18 protein-coding genes are annotated in these 20,982 nt (G+C 71.0%); 7 read left to right on the top strand and 11 right to left on the bottom strand.

All coding sequences use genetic code 11. The features are described 5' to 3' along the window. Nucleotides 1–16 precede the first annotated feature (16 nt). Complete coding sequence (locus E0F75_RS23850; protein WP_187624591.1) at nucleotides 17–1,069, bottom strand: helix-turn-helix transcriptional regulator; 1,053 nt, start codon at nucleotides 1,067–1,069, stop codon at nucleotides 17–19. Nucleotides 1,070–1,167: 98 nt separating this feature from the next. Here E0F75_RS23850 and E0F75_RS40440 point away from each other — a divergent pair, with 98 nt between their 5' ends. Then, complete coding sequence (locus E0F75_RS40440; RefSeq protein WP_187624592.1) at nucleotides 1,168–1,713, top strand: YcxB family protein; 546 nt, start codon at nucleotides 1,168–1,170, stop codon at nucleotides 1,711–1,713. An 85-nt stretch (nucleotides 1,714–1,798) separates the two neighbouring features. Here the strand turns inward: E0F75_RS40440 and E0F75_RS23860 are convergent, their stop codons facing one another. The 4 genes from E0F75_RS23860 to E0F75_RS23875 form a co-directional block, all read right to left on the bottom strand. After that, nucleotides 1,799–2,209, bottom strand: coding sequence for a Fur family transcriptional regulator (locus tag E0F75_RS23860; protein WP_030317431.1), 411 nt, complete (start codon nucleotides 2,207–2,209; stop codon nucleotides 1,799–1,801). Between the two features lie 71 nt (nucleotides 2,210–2,280). Further along, nucleotides 2,281–3,174, bottom strand: a complete 894-nt coding sequence (locus E0F75_RS23865; protein ID WP_073917850.1) for a metal ABC transporter permease — start codon at nucleotides 3,172–3,174, stop codon at nucleotides 2,281–2,283. 16 nt (nucleotides 3,175–3,190) lie between these two features. Further along, complete coding sequence (locus E0F75_RS23870; protein ID WP_187624593.1) at nucleotides 3,191–3,970, bottom strand: metal ABC transporter ATP-binding protein; 780 nt, start codon at nucleotides 3,968–3,970, stop codon at nucleotides 3,191–3,193. A gap of 26 nt (nucleotides 3,971–3,996) precedes the next feature. Further along, on the bottom strand, nucleotides 3,997–5,004 hold the full coding sequence (locus E0F75_RS23875) for a metal ABC transporter solute-binding protein, Zn/Mn family (RefSeq protein WP_187624594.1): 1,008 nt from the start codon (nucleotides 5,002–5,004) through the stop codon (nucleotides 3,997–3,999). Nucleotides 5,005–5,170: 166 nt separating this feature from the next. Here E0F75_RS23875 and E0F75_RS23880 point away from each other — a divergent pair, with 166 nt between their 5' ends. Continuing rightward, entirely contained in the window at nucleotides 5,171–6,553 is a 1,383-nt protein-coding gene (locus E0F75_RS23880; RefSeq protein ID WP_187624595.1) for a glycine--tRNA ligase, read from the top strand. A gap of 72 nt (nucleotides 6,554–6,625) precedes the next feature. Here the strand turns inward: E0F75_RS23880 and E0F75_RS23885 are convergent, their stop codons facing one another. From E0F75_RS23885 to E0F75_RS23895, 3 genes are all read right to left on the bottom strand, one after another. Next, complete coding sequence (locus E0F75_RS23885) at nucleotides 6,626–7,363, bottom strand: VC0807 family protein (protein ID WP_187624596.1); 738 nt, start codon at nucleotides 7,361–7,363, stop codon at nucleotides 6,626–6,628. 105 nt (nucleotides 7,364–7,468) lie between these two features. Next, nucleotides 7,469–8,059: a TetR family transcriptional regulator gene (locus tag E0F75_RS23890; protein ID WP_187624597.1), complete on the bottom strand. Its 591-nt coding sequence runs from the start codon at nucleotides 8,057–8,059 to the stop codon at nucleotides 7,469–7,471. A gap of 44 nt (nucleotides 8,060–8,103) precedes the next feature. After that, a complete protein-coding gene (locus E0F75_RS23895) occupies nucleotides 8,104–9,141 on the bottom strand; it encodes an aldo/keto reductase (RefSeq protein WP_187624598.1) in 1,038 nt (345 codons plus the stop codon). 252 nt (nucleotides 9,142–9,393) lie between these two features. Here E0F75_RS23895 and E0F75_RS23900 point away from each other — a divergent pair, with 252 nt between their 5' ends. Continuing rightward, on the top strand, nucleotides 9,394–9,639 hold the full coding sequence (locus tag E0F75_RS23900; RefSeq protein ID WP_187624599.1) for a DUF6243 family protein: 246 nt from the start codon (nucleotides 9,394–9,396) through the stop codon (nucleotides 9,637–9,639). Nucleotides 9,640–9,701: 62 nt separating this feature from the next. On the opposite strand, the gene E0F75_RS23905 is transcribed toward E0F75_RS23900, so the two are convergent. After that, nucleotides 9,702–11,171, bottom strand: a complete 1,470-nt coding sequence (locus E0F75_RS23905) for an MFS transporter (protein WP_229312804.1) — start codon at nucleotides 11,169–11,171, stop codon at nucleotides 9,702–9,704. A 110-nt stretch (nucleotides 11,172–11,281) separates the two neighbouring features. Here E0F75_RS23905 and E0F75_RS23910 point away from each other — a divergent pair, with 110 nt between their 5' ends. Next, a complete protein-coding gene (locus E0F75_RS23910) occupies nucleotides 11,282–12,271 on the top strand; it encodes a helix-turn-helix domain-containing protein (protein ID WP_187624641.1) in 990 nt (329 codons plus the stop codon). On the opposite strand, the gene E0F75_RS23915 is transcribed toward E0F75_RS23910, so the two are convergent. Further along, nucleotides 12,258–13,715 carry an MFS transporter gene (locus E0F75_RS23915; RefSeq protein WP_187624600.1) on the bottom strand — a complete coding sequence of 486 codons (1,458 nt, stop codon included), beginning with the start codon at nucleotides 13,713–13,715 and terminating at the stop codon, nucleotides 12,258–12,260. The two genes, E0F75_RS23910 and E0F75_RS23915, sit on opposite strands and share 14 nt — an antisense overlap. Nucleotides 13,716–13,767: 52 nt before the next feature. On the opposite strand from E0F75_RS23915, the gene dusB reads away from it, so the two are divergent. The 3 genes from dusB (at nucleotide 13,768) to E0F75_RS23930 (ending at nucleotide 19,586) form a co-directional block, all read left to right on the top strand. Further along, entirely contained in the window at nucleotides 13,768–14,904 is a 1,137-nt protein-coding gene (gene dusB / locus E0F75_RS23920) for a tRNA dihydrouridine synthase DusB (protein ID WP_187624601.1), read from the top strand. 366 nt (nucleotides 14,905–15,270) lie between these two features. Next, a complete protein-coding gene (gene ppdK, locus E0F75_RS23925) occupies nucleotides 15,271–17,982 on the top strand; it encodes a pyruvate, phosphate dikinase (RefSeq protein WP_187624602.1) in 2,712 nt (903 codons plus the stop codon). Nucleotides 17,983–18,560: 578 nt separating this feature from the next. Next, nucleotides 18,561–19,586, top strand: coding sequence for a helix-turn-helix domain-containing protein (locus E0F75_RS23930; RefSeq protein ID WP_187624603.1), 1,026 nt, complete (start codon nucleotides 18,561–18,563; stop codon nucleotides 19,584–19,586). Nucleotides 19,587–19,754: 168 nt separating this feature from the next. Here E0F75_RS23930 and E0F75_RS23935 read toward each other — a convergent pair whose 3' ends face one another. Beyond that, a complete protein-coding gene (locus E0F75_RS23935) occupies nucleotides 19,755–20,915 on the bottom strand; it encodes an alkaline phosphatase PhoX (RefSeq protein WP_187624604.1) in 1,161 nt (386 codons plus the stop codon). Nucleotides 20,916–20,982 lie beyond the last annotated feature (67 nt).

The raw sequence follows: 20,982 nt of genomic DNA on the forward strand, positions 1-20,982 counted from the left end.
CCGCCTCGCTCCGGCGTCAGGGTGCCGGCAGCCAGCCCGACTCCGAGGCATGCCAGCCGAGTTGGAACCGGGTCGCCGCCCCCACCGATTCCATCAGCTCGTGCAGCCGCCGCTGCACCGTCCGGTGCCCGATCCCCAGCTGCCGGGCGATCGCCGCGTCCGTGAGCCCCACGTGCAGCAGTGCCACGATCTGCCGGTCCACCGGATCGAGCGGCCCCGGCCCGTCGGACTCCGACCCCCGGACGGCCGGACTCAACTCCCGGCCGAGCGCGAAGTACTGCTCGAACAGCGAGATCAGAGCCGTGAGCAGACCACTGCGGTGCACCACCAGGGCCACCGGCTCCTCGACCGTCTCGTCCCGCGCCGGATCCAGCGGCAGCAGCGCCACGTCGTCGTCGACCATCACCAGCTTGATCGGCAGTGACTCCGTCACCGCGATCCGCTGCCCCTCCGAGGCCAGGGCGGTGAGCCAGCGGGCGGCCCGGGGCTCCTCCAGCCACGCCCGCGCCACCACCGCCCGTACGACCACGCCCCGGCGCATCGCCTCGCGCTCGACCTCGTCGAGGTTGTCCTCGAAGCTGATCGCCACCGTCCGGCCCATCGCCGGCACCAGCGACCGCAGCTCGTGCCGCGCCTTGCGCTGCATCTCCACCAGCCGCCGCCGGATCGCCGCCGCCCCCGTCAGCACCTCCACCGGCGCCCCGCCGGCCTGCGACCGGGCAGCCGCCCGGTGCCGCTCGGCCAGCTCGGAGACGAAGTGCTCGACCCGGTGCAGGGCGGACCGGCGCGACTCCAGGAGCGGGCCGAGCGCCAGGACGGGCGACGCGGCCCGGTACCGGAGGCCGCCCACCTCGTCCCGTTCGGCGCTCGCCAGCCCCCGGTCGACCAGACCCTGGAGCACGCGGACGACCGCCCCGGGGTCCGCGCCGGGCTCCGTGACCGAGGTCGGGACGCTGTCGGGACGGTCGACGAGCAGCCGGTAGACGGCGTCCTGCTCGGCGTCGAGCCCGAGCAGTGAGAGCAGCGAGGAGTCGGGGGCCGGAGTCAGGTCCTTCGGTCTGCTCTCCATGCGCTTCCCCTCCGGCGGCCGACGACGGGGGCCAGGGTAAGCGCGATGATCGAAAACCGGTACGGGGTCCGGTCGTTCGTACCGCTACGATCGCCGCCGTGAACGAAGCGACGCAGCACACCACCCGGGACGGGCTCGAACTCGTCTACCCGCCGGTGCTCGCGGACGTGAGCGAGGCCGTACGGGTCCGGCTGCGGGCCACCCGCTGGTGGCCCGTGCTGCGATGGGCGGCCCGCGGCGCCTGCGCTCTGGCCTTCGGCGTCGCGGCCCTCGCACTGTCCGTCCCGCGGGAGCCGGAAACGGGGACGGCGGTCGAGATGACCCTGCTCGGCCTCGTGGCCGTGGCCGCCGCGGAGCTGGTGCCGTGGGGGACCGCACGCAGTCTCTTCCTGGCGATCCGGTCCCAGGGCGAGGCGAAGGCCGTCGTCGACGAGGACGGCGGGCGGTGGATCACCCGGGACACCGACGTCATGATCCGGTGGGCCATGCTGCCCCGGTACGTCGAGACGCCCCGGCTCTTCGTGCTGCTCACCGCCCGGCGGACCGGCACCGGCTTCGCGTACCTGCCCAAGAGCGGACTCGCCGACCCGGCCGGCATCGACCGGCTGCGGGCGGTCCTGGACCGGAAGTCCGCCCGGGTGTGACACACGCCCGGCTGTGACCCCTGCGCGAGAAGGCCCGTACCTCAGGGGTACGGGCCTCCTCGTATGTCAGGTCACTGCTCGTGCGTCACTTCCCGGCGCAGTCCGCGCAGGTTCCGAAGATCTCCACCGTGTGCGCCACGTTCACGAAGCCGTGCTCCGAGGCGATCGTCTCGGCCCACTGCTCCACCATCGGGCCCTCCACCTCCACGGCCTTGCCGCAGACGCGGCACACCAGATGGTGGTGGTGGTCGCCGGTCGAACAGCGGCGGTACACCGTCTCGCCCTCGCTCGTGCGCAGCGCGTCGACCTCGCCCGCGTCCGCCAGGGACTGGAGCGTGCGGTAGACGGTGGTGAGGCCGACCGAGTCGCCGCGGTGCTTGAGCATGTCGTGCAGCTCCTGGGCGCTGCGGAACTCGTCCACCTCGTTCAGCGCCGCGGAGACGGCGGCACGCTGTTTGGTCGAGCGGCCTCGTACGGGGGGTCCTGCCGTCACCACGGGGGCCTCCTTGAATGCTTGTCTGCCCCCGCCATTCTGCCAGCCCCCCACGGCCCTGAGTCCGGGCCGGATCAGACCTTCACGTCGTCCGAGGGACGACGGGTCGCCGGAACCGGTGCGTCACAGCTCTCCGCGCCCGCCTCGGCCGCCCGCGCCCGCCGTTTGGCGAGCGGCGTGGCGAGCAGGGTGAGCAGGACGAAGACGCCGATCGCGTACAGGACGATCGTCGCGCCGGGCGGCACGTCCTGGTAGTACGAGGTGACCGTGCCCGCCAGGGTGACCGTGATGCCCGTCACCACCGCGAGGACGAAGGTCGCGCGGAAGGACTTCGACAGCTGCTGGGCCGCCGCGACCGGCACCACCATGAGCGCGCTGACCAGCAGCAGGCCGACGACCCGCATGGCGACCGTGACGGTCACCGCGGCCGTGACCGCGATCAGCAGGTTCAGGGCGCGCACCGGGAGGCCGGTGACCCGGGCGAACTCCTCGTCCTGGCTGACCGCGAAGAGCTGCCGGCGCAGACCGACCGTGACCAGGACGACGAAGGCGGCCAGGATGCCGATCGCGGTGATGTCCTCCTCGGAGACCGTGGAGAGCGAGCCGAAGAGATAGGAGCTGAGGTTGGCGTTGGAGCCGGTCGGCGAGAGGTTGATCAGCAGGACACCGCCGGCCATGCCGCCGTAGAAGAGCAGCGCGAGCGCGAGGTCGCCGCGGGTCTTGCCGTACGCCCGGATCAGCTCCATGCCGACCGAGCCGACGACGGCGACCAGGGTCGCCATCCAGACCGGGCTGGAGTTCAGGAGGAAGCCGAGGCCGACGCCGGTCATGGCGACATGGCCGATGCCGTCGCCCATCAGCGCCTGACGGCGCTGGACCAGGTAGATGCCCACGGCGGGTGCGGTGATGCCGACGAGCACGGCCGCGAGGAGCGCGCGCTGCATGAAGGCGAGATCGAGCATTTCCATGATCAGGTCAGCTTCCTCAGGTCAGCAGACCCGTACGGAGCGGCTCCCCGGCCGCGTGCGGATGGACGTGGTCGTGGCCCGGCAGCGCGTGCTGGCCGAGGGCCTCCGGCGGCGGGCCGTCGTGGACGACACAGCCGTCGCGGAGCACGACCGCGCGGTCGATCAGCGGCTCCAGGGGGCCCAGCTCGTGCAGGACGAGGAGGACGGAGGTGCCGCCGGCGACCTGCTCGCGCAGGGTCGAGGCGAGGATCTCCTGGCTCGCGAGGTCGACGCCCGCCATCGGTTCGTCCATGATCAGGAGCTCGGGCTCGGAGGCGAGCGCACGGGCGATCAGGACCCGCTGGTGCTGGCCGCCGGAGAGCGCGGAGACGGAGTCCTTGGCGCGGTCGGCGAGCCCGACGAGGTCGATGGCCCGCTCGACGGCGGCCTTGTCGGTCCTGGTCAGCCAGCCGAACCTGCGGCGGGAGAGCCGGCCGGAGGCGACGACCTCGCGGATGGTGGCGGGGACGCCGCTCGCGGCGGTGGTCCGCTGCGGTACGTAGCCGACCCGCGCCCAGTCGCGGAACCGCTTCCGGTCCGTGCCGAACAGCTCGATCGTGCCGCCGGTCAGCGGCACCTGGCCGATGACGGAGCGGACCGCGGTGGACTTGCCCGAGCCGTTGGCGCCGAGCAGGGCGACGACCTCACCGCGGCGGACGGTGAGGTCGACACCGCGGAGGACGGGCCGGGCGCCGAGAGCCGCGGTGGCTCCGCGGACGGAGATGACGGGTTCCCGTTCCGGTGTCGGGGCTGCCATGGCTCGTACCTCCTGCTGTGCGGTGATCACTTCGCGCCGAGGGCCTTCTGCAGCGCGGCGAGGTTGGAGCGCATGACCTCGATGTAGTCATCGCCCTTGGACGTGTCCGTGATTCCCTCCAGCGGGTCGAGCACGTCGGTCTTCAGACCGGTGTCGCCGGCGAGGGTCTTGGCGGTCTTGTCGCTCGCGAGGGTCTCGAAGAAGACGGTGGTGACCTTGTCCTTCTTCGCGACGTCCTGGAGTTCCTTGATCCGGGCGGGGCTCGGCTCGGACTCGGGGTCGATGCCGGAGATGCCCTCCTGGTCCAGGCCGTAGCGCTCGGCGAGGTAGCCGAAGGCGGAGTGGGTGGTGATGAAGGTCTTCGTCGTGGTGTTCTTCAGGCCGTTCGCGAAGTCGGTGTTCAGGTCGCCGAGCTTCTTGACGAGGGCGTCGGTGTTCTTCTTGTAGTCGGCGGCGTTCGCCGGGTCGGCCTTCTCCAGGGCGGTGCCGACCCCCTTGGCGACCTCGGCGTACTTCACGGGGTCGAGCCAGACGTGCGGGTCGTTGCCGGCCTCGGAGCCGTGATCGTGACCGGCTTCCTCCTCCGCGTGCTCGCCCTCGGCGTGCTCCCCTTCGGCGTGGTCGTGGCCTTCGTGGCCGACCCCGGTGCCGTGGGCCTCGAGCTTCGTGAGGGTGGCGGCGTCGACGGTGTTCTTGACGCCGGCCTGGGCGATCGCGTCGTCGACGGCGGGCTGGATGCCCTTGAGGTAGAGGACGACGTCGGCCTCGCCGAGCTCGCCGATCTGCTTCGGCTTGAGCTCCAGGTCGTGGGGTTCGACGCCGGGCTTGGTGAGTGTGTCGACGGCGACGTGGCCGCCGCCTATCTGCTCGGCCAGGTACTGCATGGGGTAGAACGACGCCACCACGTCCAGCTTGCCGTCGCTGCCCTTGTCGGCCGCGTCGGAGCTTCCGCCGCAGGCGGAGAGGGTGACGATGCCGAGCGTGACGGCTGCGGCGACGGCGGTGCTGGATATGAGGCGGCGACGTACGTTCATGACACTCATTTTCAACAAAACTGGAAACGATTGTCAATTGTCGTACGTGTGGCTCCGCCCACGCGGCCCCTCGCACGGTCACCTCACCGAACCGATTTGATACGGGGGGTGCGGGCGCCGGTAACCTGAGGCATTCGCACTTCGTCGTCGTAATGAAGAGAGCACCGTGGCCGCCGACAAGATCGACACCATCGTCAGCCTGAGCAAGCGCCGTGGCTTCGTCTACCCGTGCAGTGAGATCTACGGCGGCCAGAAGGCCGCCTGGGACTACGGACCGCTGGGCGTCGAACTCAAGGAGAACCTGAAGCGTCAGTGGTGGCGCTACATGGTCACCTCGCGCGAGGACGTCGTCGGTATCGACTCGTCGGTCATCCTGGCCACCGAGGTCTGGGAGGCCTCCGGTCACGTCGCCACCTTCACCGACCCGCTGACCGAGTGCACCTCCTGCCACAAGCGCTACCGCGCGGACCACCTGGAGGAGGCGTACGAGGAGAAGCACGGCCGTCTCCCCGAGAACGGCTTCGCCGACCTCAACTGCCCCAACTGCGGCAACAAGGGCACCTTCACCGAGCCCAAGCAGTTCTCCGGCCTGCTCTCCACGCACCTCGGCCCGACCCAGGACACCGGCTCCGTCGCGTACCTGCGTCCCGAGACCGCGCAGGGCATCTTCACCAACTTCGGCCAGGTGCTGCAGACCTCGCGCAAGAAGCCGCCGTTCGGCATCGGTCAGATGGGCAAGTCCTTCCGGAACGAGATCACTCCGGGCAACTTCATCTTCCGCACCCGCGAGTTCGAGCAGATGGAGATGGAGTTCTTCGTCAAGCCGGGCGAGGACGAGCAGTGGCAGGAATACTGGATGGAGCAGCGCTGGAACTGGTACACGGGCCTGGGTCTCCGTGAGGAGAACATGCGCTGGTTCGAGCACCCGAAGGAGAAGCTCTCCCACTACTCGAAGCGCACCGCCGACATCGAGTACCGCTTCTCGTTCGGCGGCAGCGAGTGGGGCGAGCTCGAGGGCGTCGCCAACCGCACCGACTACGACCTGAACGCGCACTCCAAGGCCTCCGGTGCCAACCTCACGTACCTGGACCAGGAGTCCGGCGAGCGTTACACGCCGTACGTCATCGAGCCCGCCGCCGGTGTCGGCCGCGCGATGCTGGCCTTCCTGCTCGACGCGTACAACGAGGACGAGGCCCCCAACGCCAAGGGCGTCATGGAGAAGCGCGTCGTGATGCGCCTCGACCCGCGCCTGGCCCCGGTCAAGGTCGCCGTCCTGCCGCTGTCCCGCAACCCGCAGCTCTCCCCGAAGGCCAAGGGCCTGGCGGCGGACCTGCGCCAGAACTGGAACATCGAGTTCGACGACGCCGGCGCCATCGGCCGCCGCTACCGTCGCCAGGACGAGATCGGTACCCCGTTCTGCGTGACCGTCGACTTCGACACCCTCGAGGACAACGCGGTGACCGTGCGCGAGCGCGACACCATGAAGCAGGAGCGCGTCTCCCTCGACCAGATCCAGAGCTACCTGGGCAGCCGCCTGCTCGGCTGCTGACCTCTGATCGCTGATCGCGTACGGGAAAGCCCCCGGTTCCGAGAGGAACCGGGGGCTTTCCCGTGGTCGGGGTCAGGCCGCCTGGGCGGCCGTCGCATCGGCCTCCGCCTGCCGTCTCGCTCCCTCGGCGGCGCGGCGCTTGCCGAACCAGGCCGTCCACACCCCGAGGACGCCGAGCACGCCGTAGATCATGAGCGGACTGAGCGTGACCATGGTCGAGGTGTCCAGGGTGAAGGCGAGCCCGACCCGGACCAGCGCCTCGGCCACGTAGGCCACGCCCCACACCAGCGTCATCGTGCGCATGGTGGAGCGGAAGCCCTCGTACTGCCACATGCCGTTCCACCAGGCGGTGCTCGCCGGGGTGCCGTCGGTGGCGAACTTGCGCCCGAAGTAGAACATCAGCGGGCGCGGCGCGAGCAGGGTGGCCAGGCAGAGCAGCCCGAACAGGCCCGTGACTCCGGAGTCCTTGACCAGCAGCGCGCGGGCGGTGTGCGCGCCGACCAGCGAGACCAGGGCCGTGATCACCAGGAACACCAGGGTGACGACGGCGAACTCGTCGATCTTGCGGCGCCAGGCGACCATGATCGCGCTGTCCAGGACCGGCCAGGCGCTGCCGGCGAGCAGGGCGGCGAACTCGGACCAACCGTGGTCCTCGGTCAGGATGTTGTACGTGAGGATCGGCGCGACGACATTGAGCCCGATGGTCAGGACCCAGCCGATCGCCGAAGCGGCCCCGGAGCGGGCCGGTGGCCCCGGTCGTCCGTCGGTCGCTGTGGCCGGTACGGCCGGTGGCTGATCGTGCGCGGACATGGTTCCCCCTGGAAGCGTTTTCGGGCGCGGTGGGGAGAACGCTAGTCAGGTTCCGGACAGGGAACGGGAAAGTCCGAGCCAAATGATCTTCAAACTGGGCCCGGGTCAGGCTCGCAGCGCTCGCTGGGTCAGCGAGATGACTGCCGCGAACGCATCCTCGATGTCCGTGGTCGACCAGTCGGCGGCGTGCGCCGGGTCGTGGAAGCGGTCGGTGGCGTCGAAGACCGCCCGGGCCGTGGTCGCGTAGTCCCGCTCCGGTGCGGCGAAGACCCCCTCGCGGTGGCCGTCCTCCACGATGTGGGCGATCTGCTCCACCAGATGCTCCTCGTGCCGGTGGACCACGGCGCTGTTCTCGCCGATCAGCACCTGGAAGGTGGCCATCAGCTCCGGGTCACCGCCCGCCTTGCGGCGCTTGAGGGTGAACAGGGCGGTCAACCAGCCGGTCAGCCGTTCGTCGGCGCCGCCCGGCCCCTCGGCGTAGGGCCGGAGTGCGACGATCGTCCGCTCCAGCCACCGCTCGGTCACCGCCTCGCGCAGAGCCGCCTTCGTGCGGAAGTGGCGGTAGACGCTGCCGTGGCTGACGCCGAGGACCCGGGCCACGTCCACGACGGTCGCCTTCGCCGGTCCGTAGCGGCGCAGCACCTCCTCGGTGGCTTCGAGGATGCGCTCGGCGGTCAGGGTCTCGGTGGCGGCCATGGAATGACAGTACCCGTCAGTCGCCGGGGTCCCGGGGGCGCCGGTCAGTGCTCGCTGTCCAGGTGTGCCATCTGTGCCGCCGGGTAGCGGTCGCCGGCCGCCGCGCCCGCCGGGACGGCCTCCTCGATCGCCGCCAGGTCGGCGGCGTCGAGCGTGATGTCCAGGGCGCCGAGCGCCTCCGCGAGCCGGTCCCGGCGCCGGGCGCCGACCAGCGGGACGATGTCCGCGCCCTGCCGCTCGGCCTGCGCGAGGACCCAGGCGATCGCGGTCTGCGCGACGGTCACGCCCTTGGCCTCGGCGAGCGCCCGCAGCCGGTCCACGAGGTCCAGGTTCCGCCGGAGGTTGTCGCCCTGGAAGCGCGGGCTCATGCCCCGGAAGTCGTTCGCCGCCAGCTCCCGGTCGCGGGCGAAGTGGCCGCTGATCAGGCCGCGCGACAGCACCCCGTACGCCGTGATGCCTATGCCCAGCTCCCGGGCGGTCGGCAGGATCTTCTCCTCGATCGACCGGGAGATCAGCGAGTACTCGATCTGGAGGTCCGCGATCGGGGCCACGGCCGCCGCCCGGCGCAGGGTGTCCGCGCCGACCTCGGAGAGTCCGATGTGCCGCACGTGCCCCGCCTCGACCAGCTCGGCGATGGCGCCGACGGTCTCCTCGATCGGTACGTCCGGGTCGACGCGGGCGATCCGGTAGATGTCGATGTGGTCGGTGCCGAGGCGCTGGAGCGAGTAGGCCGCGAAATTCTTCACGGCGGCCGGCCGCCCGTCGTACCCGGTGAAGCCGCCCTCGACCGTGCGCAGGGCGCCGAACTTCACGCTGGTCAGCGCCTGCTCGCGGGCGGCCGCGGGGGCCGTGCGCAGCGCCTCGTTGATCAGCAGCTCGTTGTGACCCATCCCGTAGAAGTCGCCCGTGTCGAGCAGGGTCACCCCCGCGTCGAGGGCGGCGTGGATCGTCGCGACCGACTCGGCCCGGTCGCTCTCGCCGTACAGCGCGGACATGCCCATGCAGCCGAGGCCGAGAGCGGAGACCTCGGGCCCGGTGGTGCCGAGCCGGCGGGTGGGGACGGGACGCCTGATGGTGGTCATGGCTGTCTCCTCGGATTCGGAAGTGGTGGATCGGGCGATCGGTGGATCGACGTGACACGACAACCATGACATGACCGATGACAGATTTCAATATCTGTCATTCCTTCGAGTGGTGCGGGGAAAATCGGGTGCTCTCCCCCAGGGGCCGGGGTAGCGTCACGGGCATGTATTCGTTCTTCCAGATCTACGAGTGAGCGCCGTCTCCGGCAGCCCGAGTCAGACCACCGCCCACCTCACTGACGGGAGAACACCGTGGCGAAGAGCCGCAACAACCTCCTCGGCGTCGGAGGACAGCGCAAGAAGCTGTCCCGCGCCGATCAGCACGCCGACGGCCAGAGCCGCACGGCGGCCCAGCGCTCCGCCGACGAGCGCAAGCAGGACCTCCTGAAGAAGATGCGCGAGCGCACCCAGGGAGCCGACGCCGCCGAGACCGCGGCGGACGCCGCCGGCGCCGACACGGCCGACACCACGGCCGCCACCGCCACCGGCCAGGAGTAGTCACCACCGCATGACGAAGGGCCCGAGGCGTCTCCACGCCCCGGGCCCTTCCGCCGTCCCGGCTAGCCCACCTTCCTCGGCAGGCGCGCGGACAGTGCCACCGTCACGGCCACCATGGCCAGTTGGACCAGGAGCGTCGTCGTCAGGGCCGTACCCGCGTCCGGCGCCGAGGTCGCGAGGCCCAGGTAGAGGGAGCCCAGGGTGGCGACGCCCAGGGCGAGAGCCGACTGCTGGGTCGTCACCATCACGCCGCTGCCCACGCCCGCGCGTTCCCCCGGGACCTCCGAGAGGATCACCCGGAAGAGCACCGGGAGCTGGAGGCCCTGGCCCAGGCCCGCGATCGCCATGCCGGGGAGCAGGATCCCCACCGACAGGTCCGGCCAGGCGCGCCAGACCGTCACCGCGAGCAGTCCGATGCCGACGCCCTGGATCAGGCCGCCGGCCGTCACCACGCGCGTGCCCCAGCGCCGCACCAGCCGGGGACCCGCGAGCGAGGCACCGAAGAAGGCCACCGCCATCGGGACCAGGGCCAGACCGGAGGTGATCGCGCCCAGGCCCAGGCCCTGCTGGAGGGCGACCGCGATCACGAACATGAAGCCGCCGAAGCCCATGCAGAGCGGCAGCAGCAGCACGAGCCCGCGCCGCAGCGACACCAGGCCGAGCAGGCTCGGCGGGACCAGCGGCGTGCCGCCCCGGCGGTCCATCCGCCGCTCCACCCGCCAGAACGCCACCGCCGCGAACGGGAACACGGCCAGCGACACCCACGTCCACAGCGGCCAGCCCGCCGCCCGGCCCTCCGTCAGCGGCGCGAGCAGGGTGGTCAGCGCGAGGGCGAGCAGCAGCGTGCCCGGCACGTCCACCGGCGCCGGGCGGTCCGAGCGGGTCTCCGGGACCGTACGGAAGGCCAGGACCAGACCGACCACCGCCACCGGCACGTTCACCAGGAACACCGCACGCCAGCCCGAGCCCGCGAGGTCGGCGGCCACCAGGACCCCGCCCAGGATCTGCCCGGCCACCATGGAGAGCCCCGCGGTCGCCCCGTACAGGCTCAGTGCCCTGGCCCGCCGCGCGCCCTCCGTCGAGGAGTGGATGGTCGCGAGGACCTGCGGCAGCATCAGCGCCGCCGCCGCGCCCTGCGCCACCCGCGCCCCGACCAGCGTCCAGGCGTCCGGGGCGAGACCGCAGGCGAGCGAGGTCAGCCCGAAGGCCGCCATGCCCGCGAGGAAGAGCCGGCGGCGCCCGAAGAGGTCGCCGAGCCGCCCGCCGAGGACGAGCAGGACGGCGTACGAAAGGCCGTACCCGGCGACGACCAGCTCCAGGAGTGCCGGGCCCGCCGCCAGGTCGTGGTCGATCGACGGCAGGGCGACGTTGACGATGAAGAAGTCGATCAGGGGCAGGGCCGCGCCGAGCAGGACGGTGAACAGACCGAGCGAACCGAGCGCCGGTCGGTGGTGGACGACGGGAGCGGCCCCGGGCGGGGTGCCGCCCGGGGGAGAGGCCGGGGATCGGGGAGAAGCGGAGGTCGTAGTCACGGTGTCGACGATCCGCCGCCCCTCAGCCTGGTACCAGAGTGTCTTTATCCTGGTAGAAGCAGTACCTGGCACGGGTCTTACGGGCCCGGCATCCTGGGAGCGTGACGACCATGACGACGGCCGAACCCGGTACGCGGCGACACGAGCTCGCCGCCTTCCTGCGCAGCCGGCGCGAGCGCATCACCCCCGAGCAGGTCGGCCTGCCCCGGGGACGCCGCCGCCGCACTCCCGGCCTGCGCCGCGAGGAGGTCGCCCACCTCTCCGCCGTCGGCGTCACCTGGTACACCTGGCTGGAGCAGGCCCGCGACATCCAGGTCTCCCCGCAGGTCCTGGACGCCCTCGCCGGAGCCCTGCTGCTCGACCCGACCGAACGCAGCCACCTCTTCGCCCTCGCCGCCCAGAGCGACCCGCACCCCGAGACGGCCTGCCCGGCCGTCACCCCCGCGCTGCGCGAGCTGCTCCACCAGCTGGAGCCCGTGCCCGCCTGCGTGCAGAACAGCCGGTACGACTTCCTCGCCTACAACCGCACCTTCGGGCGGCTCTACTGCGACCTGGACGCGCTGCCCCGCGAGGACCGCAACACCCTCTGGCTCGCCTTCACCGACGAGGACTTCCGCGCCGCCTTCGGCGACCTCCCTGAGGTCCTGCGCGCGATGGTCGGAAAGCTCCGCGCCTCGATGGCCGAGCACCTGGCCGAACCCGCCTGGAAGGCGCTGGTCCAGCGGCTCCAGGACGCCTCCCCGGAGTTCCGCGAGCTCTGGGACCGGCGTGACGTCGCCGACCTCGCCGGCCGCGCCAAGGTCATCCGGAACGCCCAGGTGGGCGTCCTGCACCTGGAACACACCAACCTCTGGCTCGGGCCCGCCGCCGGACCGCGCCTCGGCACGTACGTACCCCTCGACGAGGAGTCCCGGGCCCGGCTCGAACGGCTCCTGGAACTGGCCGTACGCGACGAGGCCCAGGCGACCCGGGAGACGCAGGCAGGCCAGCCGACCCGGGAGGCCCAGGCAGCTCAGGCAGCTCAGGCGGCCCGGGAGGCCCACGCCTCCGGTGACGCACAGCCGGCCCGGGAGGCCCAGGCCGCCCTCACCGCCGCCTGAGCGGCAGGTCCGTCCCGTCCGCCGCCTGCGCCCCATCGTCCGTCTCCAGGCACCGTGCCGTCCGCTCCGCCGTGCGGCGGGCCCACTTTCCGCTGGTCAGCGCGCCGACCGCGAGGACGGCGAGACCGCAGGCCGTCACCACCCAGTAGCCCGGCCGTGCCGCCGTCACGAAGTCGTCCGGGGACATCCCCGCGCCCACCCCCGTCGCGAGCACCGTCCCGACGACCGCCACCCCGAGCGTCTGCCCCACCTGGCGGCTCGTCGAGGCCACCGCCGCCGCCACCCCGGCCTGCGCGCGGGGCATCCCCGAGACGGCCGTGTTGGTGATCGGCGCGTTCACCAGGCCGAACCCGATGCCGAAGGCCACGTACCCGACGAAGAGCAGCGGATCGTGGGTCTCCGCCTCGAAGGCCGCGAAGAGCAGCGCCCCCGTCGCCATCGCCGTGCCCGCGAGCAGCAGCGGGAGCCGGGGTCCACGCGCGCCCGTGAGCCGACCCGACAGAGGGGCGAAGACGAAGGTCATGCCCGCCATCGGCAGCACGTACAGACCGGCGTCCAGCGGGGAGAGCCCGCGCACCTCCTGGAGGTACAGGGTGTTCAGGAACAGGAAGCCGGCGAAGCCCGAGAAGGCGCAGATCGCGACGACGGTGGCACCGCTGAACGGCGCGCTGCGGAAGAACCGCAGGTCGATCAGGGGTTCGCGGCGCCTCGGCTCGTACACGAGGACCCCGCCGAGCGCCGCGGCCGCGATGCCGGCGAAGAGCGGGTCGGTCTCGATGATCGCGTACGTGAGGGAGCCCAGGAGCGTTGCCACCAGGAGCTGTCCGACCGGGTCGGGGCGCCGGGGCCGGGGCGCGCGGGACTCGGGGACGTACCGCAGGGTCAGGAGCAGGGCGACGAGGGCGACCGGCAGATTGACCCAGAAGATCGCCCGCCAGCCGACCGACTCGACGAGCACACCGCCCACCAGCGGCCCCAGGGCCAGGGAGATGCCGACGACGGCGCCCCAGACGCCGATGGCACGCGCGCGTGCGGCGGGTTCGGTGAAGGTGTTGGTGATGATCGACATGGCGACCGGGTTGAGCATCGAGCCGCCCACCGCCTGCACCGCCCGGAAGGCGATCAGCGCCTCCAGGTTCGGGGCGAGGGAGCAGAGGAGTGAGCCGAGCGCGAAGACGACGAGGCCGGTCACGAAGACCTTGCGGCGGCCGATCCGGTCGGCGGTGGAGCCGGCCAGCATGAGCAGCGAGGCCAGGACCAGGGTGTACGCGTCGATGACCCACTGCAGGCCGGAGACGGAGGCGTCGAGGTCGTGCCGCAGGGAGGGCAGGGCGACGTTGAGCGCGGTGTTGTCCAGGCTGACGATCAGCAGGCTCATGCAGCAGATCGCCAGGACGACGAGCTGCCGGCGCCGGGGGAGCTGCGAGCGTGTGAGCTCTGGCATGTTCGGATAGTACGGCTAACTAATGACTGGCGCAGTGCGCGACAATGGGCCAATGACCGCGTTCTCCCCCCTTGCCATCGGGCCGCACATCGTGCAGCCGCCGGTGGTGCTCGCCCCGATGGCCGGCATCACCAACGCCCCCTTCCGTACCCTCTGCCGCGAGTTCAGCGGCGGCAAGGGGCTGTTCGTGAGCGAGATGATCACGACACGCGCCCTGGTCGAGCGCAACGAGAAGACGATGCAGCTCATCCGCTTCGACGCGACCGAGCAGCCGCGCTCGATCCAGCTGTACGGGGTGGACCCGGTGACGGTCGGGAAGGCCGTCCGGATGATCGTCGACGAGGACCTCGCCGACCACATCGACCTGAACTTCGGCTGCCCGGTCCCCAAGGTGACCCGGAAGGGCGGCGGCTCGGCCCTGCCCTACAAGCGGCCGCTGCTGCGCGCGATCCTCAACGAGGCCGTGACCAACGCGGGCGACCTGCCGGTCACGATGAAGATGCGCAAGGGCATCGACGACGACCACATCACGTATCTGGACGCGGGCCGGATCGCGGTGGAGGAGGGTGTCACGGCGATCGCCCTGCACGGGCGGACGGCGGCGCAGCACTACGGCGGTACGGCGGACTGGGACGCGATCGCGCGCCTCAAGGAGCACGTGCCGGAGATCCCGGTCCTCGGCAACGGGGACATCTGGTCCGCCGACGACGCCCTGCGGATGATGCGGGAGACGGGCTGCGACGGCGTGGTCGTCGGCCGTGGCTGCCTGGGGCGGCCGTGGCTCTTCGCGGACCTGGTGGCCGGCTTCGAGGGCACCGGCGCCTACGCCGCGCCCGGCCTGCGCGTGGTCGCGGACGCGATGGTGCGGCACGCGCGGCTGCTCGGGGAGTGGATCGGCGACGAGGCACGCGGTGTCATCGACTTCCGCAAGCACGTGGCCTGGTACCTGAAGGGCTTCTCGGTGGGCTCCGAGATGCGCAAGAGCCTGGCGATCACCTCGTCCCTCGACGAACTGAGCGCTCAGTTGAGCGAGCTGGACCTTGATCAGTCGTGGCCGGTGGGTGCCGACGGCCCTCGGGGTCGTACGTCCGGAAACAACCGAGTTGTCCTGCCGGACGGCTGGTTGAAGGACCCGTATGACTGCTCCGGCGTGAGTGAGGATGCCGAGCTGGACACGTCCGGCGGCTGAGATTCGGCCTCGATTCGGCCTTTCCGGGGGAGTGATCCTCGCCACCCTTGAGGGGGGTGGTGCTCAGATGAGCAGGTTACGAACGGCTGCATCGCCTGAAGGGTGGCACGGGGTGCCACCCTTTTTGCATTCAAGACTTGAACGCAACTGCTCGGATGCGCGCTCATGTGAGCAACTTGTCTCTGGTTTGGGTCATGACGTCTTCGGGGCCTGAAAGCGGAAGCTACTTCTCGGTTACTTTCGAAGTGCTGGCGGACGGGTGGTTAAGGCCACGTGACCGCTAGGCGTACCTCCCCAGAAGCCTTCGATCTGGGTATGTTCCTCGCCGTCAGGGCAGCCAACCGAGTCATCGAGGAGTCGGGACCCGTGTCGGAAAACAATGATCAGAAGTTCGTGTACGACTTCACCGAGGGCAACAGGGACCTGAAGGACCTGCTCGGTGGCAAGGGCGCGAACCTGGCCGAGATGACCAACCTCGGTCTGCCGGTCCCTCCCGGGTTCACGATCACCACCGAGGCGTGCAAGGTCTACCTCGAGAGTGGCTCGGAGCCGGTCGAGCTCCGCGACGAGGTGAGTGCCCACCTCGACGCCCTTGAGCAGCAGATGGGCAAGAAGCTCGGCCAGGCCGACGACCCGCTGCTCGTCTCCGTGCGCTCCGGGGCGAAGTTCTCCATGCCGGGCATGATGGACACCGTCCTCAACATCGGCCTCTCCGACGCGTCCGTCGTCGGCCTCGCCGGCCAGGCCGGCAACGAGCGCTTCGCGTGGGACTCGTACCGCCGGCTCATCCAGATGTTCGGCAAGACCGTCCTCGGCGTCGAGGGCGAGCTCTTCGAGGACGCGCTGGACGAGGCGAAGGCCGCGAAGAAGGTCGCCAGCGACACCGACCTCGACGCCGCCGACCTGAAGAAGGTCGTCGAGCACTTCAAGAAGATCGTGAAGGCCGAGACCGGCCGCGACTTCCCCCAGGACCCGCGTGAGCAGATGGACCTCGCCATCGAGGCCGTCTTCAACTCCTGGAACACCGACCGCGCGAAGCTGTACCGCCGCCAGGAGCGCATCCCGGGCGACCTCGGCACCGCCGTCAACGTCTGCTCGATGGTCTTCGGCAACCTCGGCCCGGACTCCGGCACCGGTGTCGCCTTCACCCGCGACCCCGCCTCCGGCCACGCCGGCGTCTACGGCGACTACCTGCAGAACGCGCAGGGCGAGGACGTCGTCGCCGGCATCCGCAACACCGTGCCGCTGGCCGACCTCGAGTCGATCGACAAGACGTCGTACGACCAGCTCATGCACATCATGAACACGCTGGAGACCCACTACAAGGATCTCTGCGACATCGAGTTCACCATCGAGCGCGGCCAGCTCTGGATGCTCCAGACCCGCGTCGGCAAGCGCACCGCCGGTGCCGCCTTCCGCATCGCCACGCAGCTCGTGGACCAGGGCCTGATCGACGAGGCCGAGGCGCTCCAGCGCGTCACCGGCGCGCAGCTCGCCCAGCTGATGTTCCCCAAGTTCGACGAGGACGCGAAGGTCGACCAGATCGGGCGCGGCATCGCCGCCTCCCCGGGCGCGGCCGTCGGCAAGGCCGTCTTCGACTCGTACACCGCCGTCAAGTGGTCCCGCTCGGGCGAGAAGGTCATCCTGATCCGCCGCGAGACCAACCCGGACGACCTGGACGGCATGATCGCCGCCGAGGGCATCCTCACCTCGCGCGGCGGCAAGACCTCGCACGCCGCCGTCGTCGCCCGCGGCATGGGCAAGACCTGTGTCTGCGGCGCCGAGGAGCTCGAGGTCGACACCAAGCGCCGCCGGATGACCACGGCCGACGGCCAGGTCGTCGAGGAGGGTGACGTCGTCTCCATCGACGGCTCCACCGGCAAGGTCTACCTCGGTGAGGTACCCGTCGTACCGTCGCCGGTCGTCGAGTACTTCGAGGGCCGCATGCACGCCGGAGCCGACGACGCCGACGAGCTCGTCGCCGCCGTGCACCGGATCATGGCCTACGCCGACCGCGTCCGCCGGCTGCGCGTCCGCGCCAACGCCGACAACGCCGAGGACGCCAACCGCGCCCGCCGCTTCGGTGCCCAGGGCATCGGCCTCTGCCGCACCGAGCACATGTTCCTCGGCGAGCGCCGCCAGTTCGTCGAGCGGCTGATCCTGGCCGACACCGACGTCGAGCGCGACAACGCCCTGGAAGCCCTCCTGCCGCTGCAGAAGACCGACTTCGTCGAGCTCTTCGAGGCCATGGACGGGCTGCCCGTCACGGTTCGGCTGCTCGACCCGCCGCTGCACGAGTTCCTGCCCGACATCACCGAGCTGTCGGTGCGCGTCGCCCTCGCCGAGTCCCGCAAGGAGCCGCACGAGAACGACCTGCGCCTCCTTCAGGCCGTGCACCGGCTGCACGAGCAGAACCCGATGCTGGGTCTGCGCGGCGTCCGCCTCGGCCTGGTCATCCCCGGCCTGTTCACCATGCAGGTCCGCGCGATCGCCGAGGCCGCGGCCCAGCGCGTCGACGCCAAGGGCGACCCGCGCGTCGAGATCATGATCCCGCTCGTCGGCACCGTCCAGGAGCTGGAGATCGTCCGCGAGGAGGCCGAGCAGGTCATCGCCGAGGTCCAGGCCCGCACCGGTGTCGAGCTCAAGCTCGCGCTCGGCACCATGATCGAGCTGCCGCGCGCCGCCGTGACCGCCGGTCAGATCGCCGAGGCCGCGGAGTTCTTCTCCTTCGGCACCAACGACCTGACGCAGACGGTCTGGGGCTTCTCCCGCGACGACGTGGAGGCCTCGTTCTTCACCGCGTACCTGGAGAAGGGCATCTTCGGCGTCAGCCCCTTCGAGACCATCGACAAGGACGGTGTCGGCGCGCTCGTGCGCAGCGCCGTCCAGGCCGGCCGCGCCACCCGCCCCGACATCAAGCTCGGTGTCTGCGGCGAGCACGGCGGCGACCCGGAGTCGGTCCACTTCTTCCACGAGGTCGGTCTGGACTATGTCTCCTGCTCGCCCTTCCGGATCCCGGTGGCGCGTCTGGAGGCCGGCCGCGCGGCGGCCGAGTCGAAGGGCAGCGACAGCCGCTGAGTCCTGCTGAACGGGGGGTCAGGAGCGGCGGTCGGGCCCTCCTGAACCCCCGTTCAGCAGCGGGAATCACCGAACCACTCCGGTACGACCGGGGGCGACGCCGGTCACCTCACCACCCTCAACGGCGGGCGGCGGCCCCGGAATCACGACGACGGGACGGACACCTTTGTGCGGAGGTGTCCGTCCCGTCGTTTGTTTGTTGAGCGGATGTGAGTAGTTGTTCAATTGCGCCTGATTGAATTATTGGCCATTGAACTTCCTCGTTCCTCCGCAAAGGATCCACCGCAAAGAATGGAGCGGGCGCGACCCCCGGATCCCCACCCGGAGGCCGCGCCCTTTACCGATGCCGGGCAGGTGAGCCGCAACCTCGCCGACCGCCGCCGGACGGGCAAAGCCCCCCACGGTCTTCACCACGTCACCTCGGTCCTGAAGGTTTCCTGCCCGACCCGTACAGCTTTTCGGTTCCGCCCCCATTGCCGCGATGCTTTTCAACTGTGGCTGAAACACCCTGGTAACGTGCAGTGATGCTGTGCATACTCGTCGTCGGGGGTGGTTGCGAGTGCACAGGTGGGGACGTCATGCTGCGGATTCATTTCACCGGAAACGACCTGGCGGGGGTGCGGACCGCCGCCCGGCCCGATGTTCTGTGGGAAACGATTCTCAGTTTTCACCGTTTAAGGGACCGGCGCGGCCCCGTCGTCTTCGGAGAATGGCGCTCCGAAACCCGGATGCGGCTCGGTGGTGAGACCCGGCTCCTCGCGGCGCTCGTCCCCAGCCGCGGCTATTTTCCCGACTTCCTGACGCCCGCCGAGGGCGTCCACGGGCTCGACGAGGGCCTGGAGGCGATCCGCGCGACCGACTCCGGCCGGCTGCGCGGCGAACTCTCGCTGCTCGCCGCGCACCGCTCCGGCGGACGGACCGTACCCCATTCGCTGCGCGCCCTCGCCGACGCCGGCGCAGAGCCCTTCGACCGGCTCGTGGGGGCGCTGCGGAGCTACCACCGGGCCGCCGTGGAGCCGTACTGGCCGCACATCAGGGCCCGCGTCGAGGCCGACCGGGCCCGGCGCGGCCGCGCGCTCCTGGACGGCGGCGCCGACGAGCTGCTCGCCTCGCTGCCGCCGATGCTGCGCTGGCGAGCGCCCGTCCTGGAGGCCGACTACCCGGTCGACCGGGACGTCCACCTCGACGGGCGGGGGCTGCTGCTCCAGCCCTCGTACTTCTGCCGGGGGACGCCCGTGGTGCTGCGCGACCCCGCGCTGCCGCCGGTCCTCGTCTACCCCGTCACCCACGGCGAGGCGCCGACCGTGCGCGCGCCGGGCGGCTCCTCGCTCGCCAAGCTGGTCGGCCAGACCCGCTCGGCGGTCCTGCACGCCATCGGCGACGGCGGCACGACGAGCGAGCTCGCCCGCCGGGCCGGGGTGTCGCTGGCCTCGGCGAGCCAGCACGCGGGCGTGCTGCGCGAGGCGGGGCTCATCGCGACCCTGCGGCACGGGAACGCGGTCCTGCACACGCTGACGCCGTTGGGCGCCGCCCTGCTCGGCGGCGCCCAACGGACGGTGGATCTGCGGTGCTACGCACGGAACGGGCCCCGCGTCACCTCGTAGGGTCCGGGGCGGGTCGGCCCGTCGCCTCGTGGGGATCACGGGGCGACGGGCCCCGTCACCGCGTGGGGATCACGGGGCGGGACGGGCCCCGTCACCGCGTAGAGATCACGGGGCGGGAGGGCCCGTCGCCGCGCGAGTACCAGGCGCGGGACGGGCCCGACGCGGGCGTCAGGCGCGGAACGGGCCCGTCACCTCGTACGTGATGCCGGCGGAGGAGCTGCCGCTCGTGCCGCGCTGGCTGGAGAAGTACAGCCGCGTGCCGTCGGGGGAGAAGGCGGGGCCGGTGATCTCCGAGGAGGACTGGCCGCTGATCCGCAGGAACGGGGCGACGACGTCGTCCGGGGTGATGACGCAGATCTCCATGTTGCCGCCGTCCTCGGCGATGAACAGGTCGCCGGAGGAGGAGCCCGTGACGTTGTCGACACCGGTGAGCGGGGCGGCGCCGCTCGGCACGAGCGAGTCGTCGTACGCCAGCTCGTAGGTGTTGGTGGTGAGGTTGAGCTGCCAGAGACGGTTGTCGCCCTTGGTGGTGAACCAGACGGTGTCGTTGGCGTAGTGGCAGCCCTCGCCGCCGTTGAACTTCTTCGCGCCCGAGACCTGGCTGCGGGTCACGGTCGGGGAGCCGTCCGGGTCCGGCACGTTCTGCCAGGTGAAGGAGCCGGAGGCGGCGGAGCCCGCGACCATCACCTGGAGGGTGCCGGCGGAGAGGTCGCCCCAGGTGGTGGGGATGAAGCGGTAGAAGCAGCCGCTCGTCTCGTCCTCGGTCAGGTAGACGACCTTGCGGACCGGGTCGGCCGCGGCGGCCTCGTGCTTGAACCGGCCCATGGCGGCGCGGCGGACGGCGGCGTTCACTCCGTACGGGTCGGTCTCGTAGACGTACCCGAGGCTGACCTCCTCACAGGAGAGCCAGGTGTTCCACGGGGTCTTGCCGCCCGCGCAGTTCTGCCGGGTGTTGGACAGGATGCGGTACGCGCCGGTGACGGCGCCGGCCGAGCTGAACCGCACCGCGCTCGCGCCGCCGCTCGGGTTGATCTCCGAGTTGGACACGTAGATCCAGCCGGTGCCGTCGGCGAAGCAGGCGCCGCCGTCGGGGGCGCTGTGCCAGGTGTACGAGGTGCCGGGCACGGTCTGGCCCGACCGCGCGATGACCCGGCTGGTGAAACCGGCGGGCAGCAGGATGCCGTTGGCGTCCGCGGCGCCGAGGGCGCCGTAGGGGCCGGCGCCGGGCTGCGCGGGGGCCGCGTAGGCGGCGCCGTGCATCAGGGTGCCGCCGAAGGCCGCCGCCGACGTACCGATGACCGCTCCGCGCAGAAAACTGCGTCGCTCCACGTCTCACTCCTGAGAAGGGTGGTGAACCGCCCCGTCAGTCCGGTCGGCGACGGGGTCGCGCGCTTCC

The organism is Streptomyces sp. CB02980, assembly GCF_014451325.2.
Classification (GTDB): Bacteria; Actinomycetota; Actinomycetes; order Streptomycetales; family Streptomycetaceae; genus Streptomyces.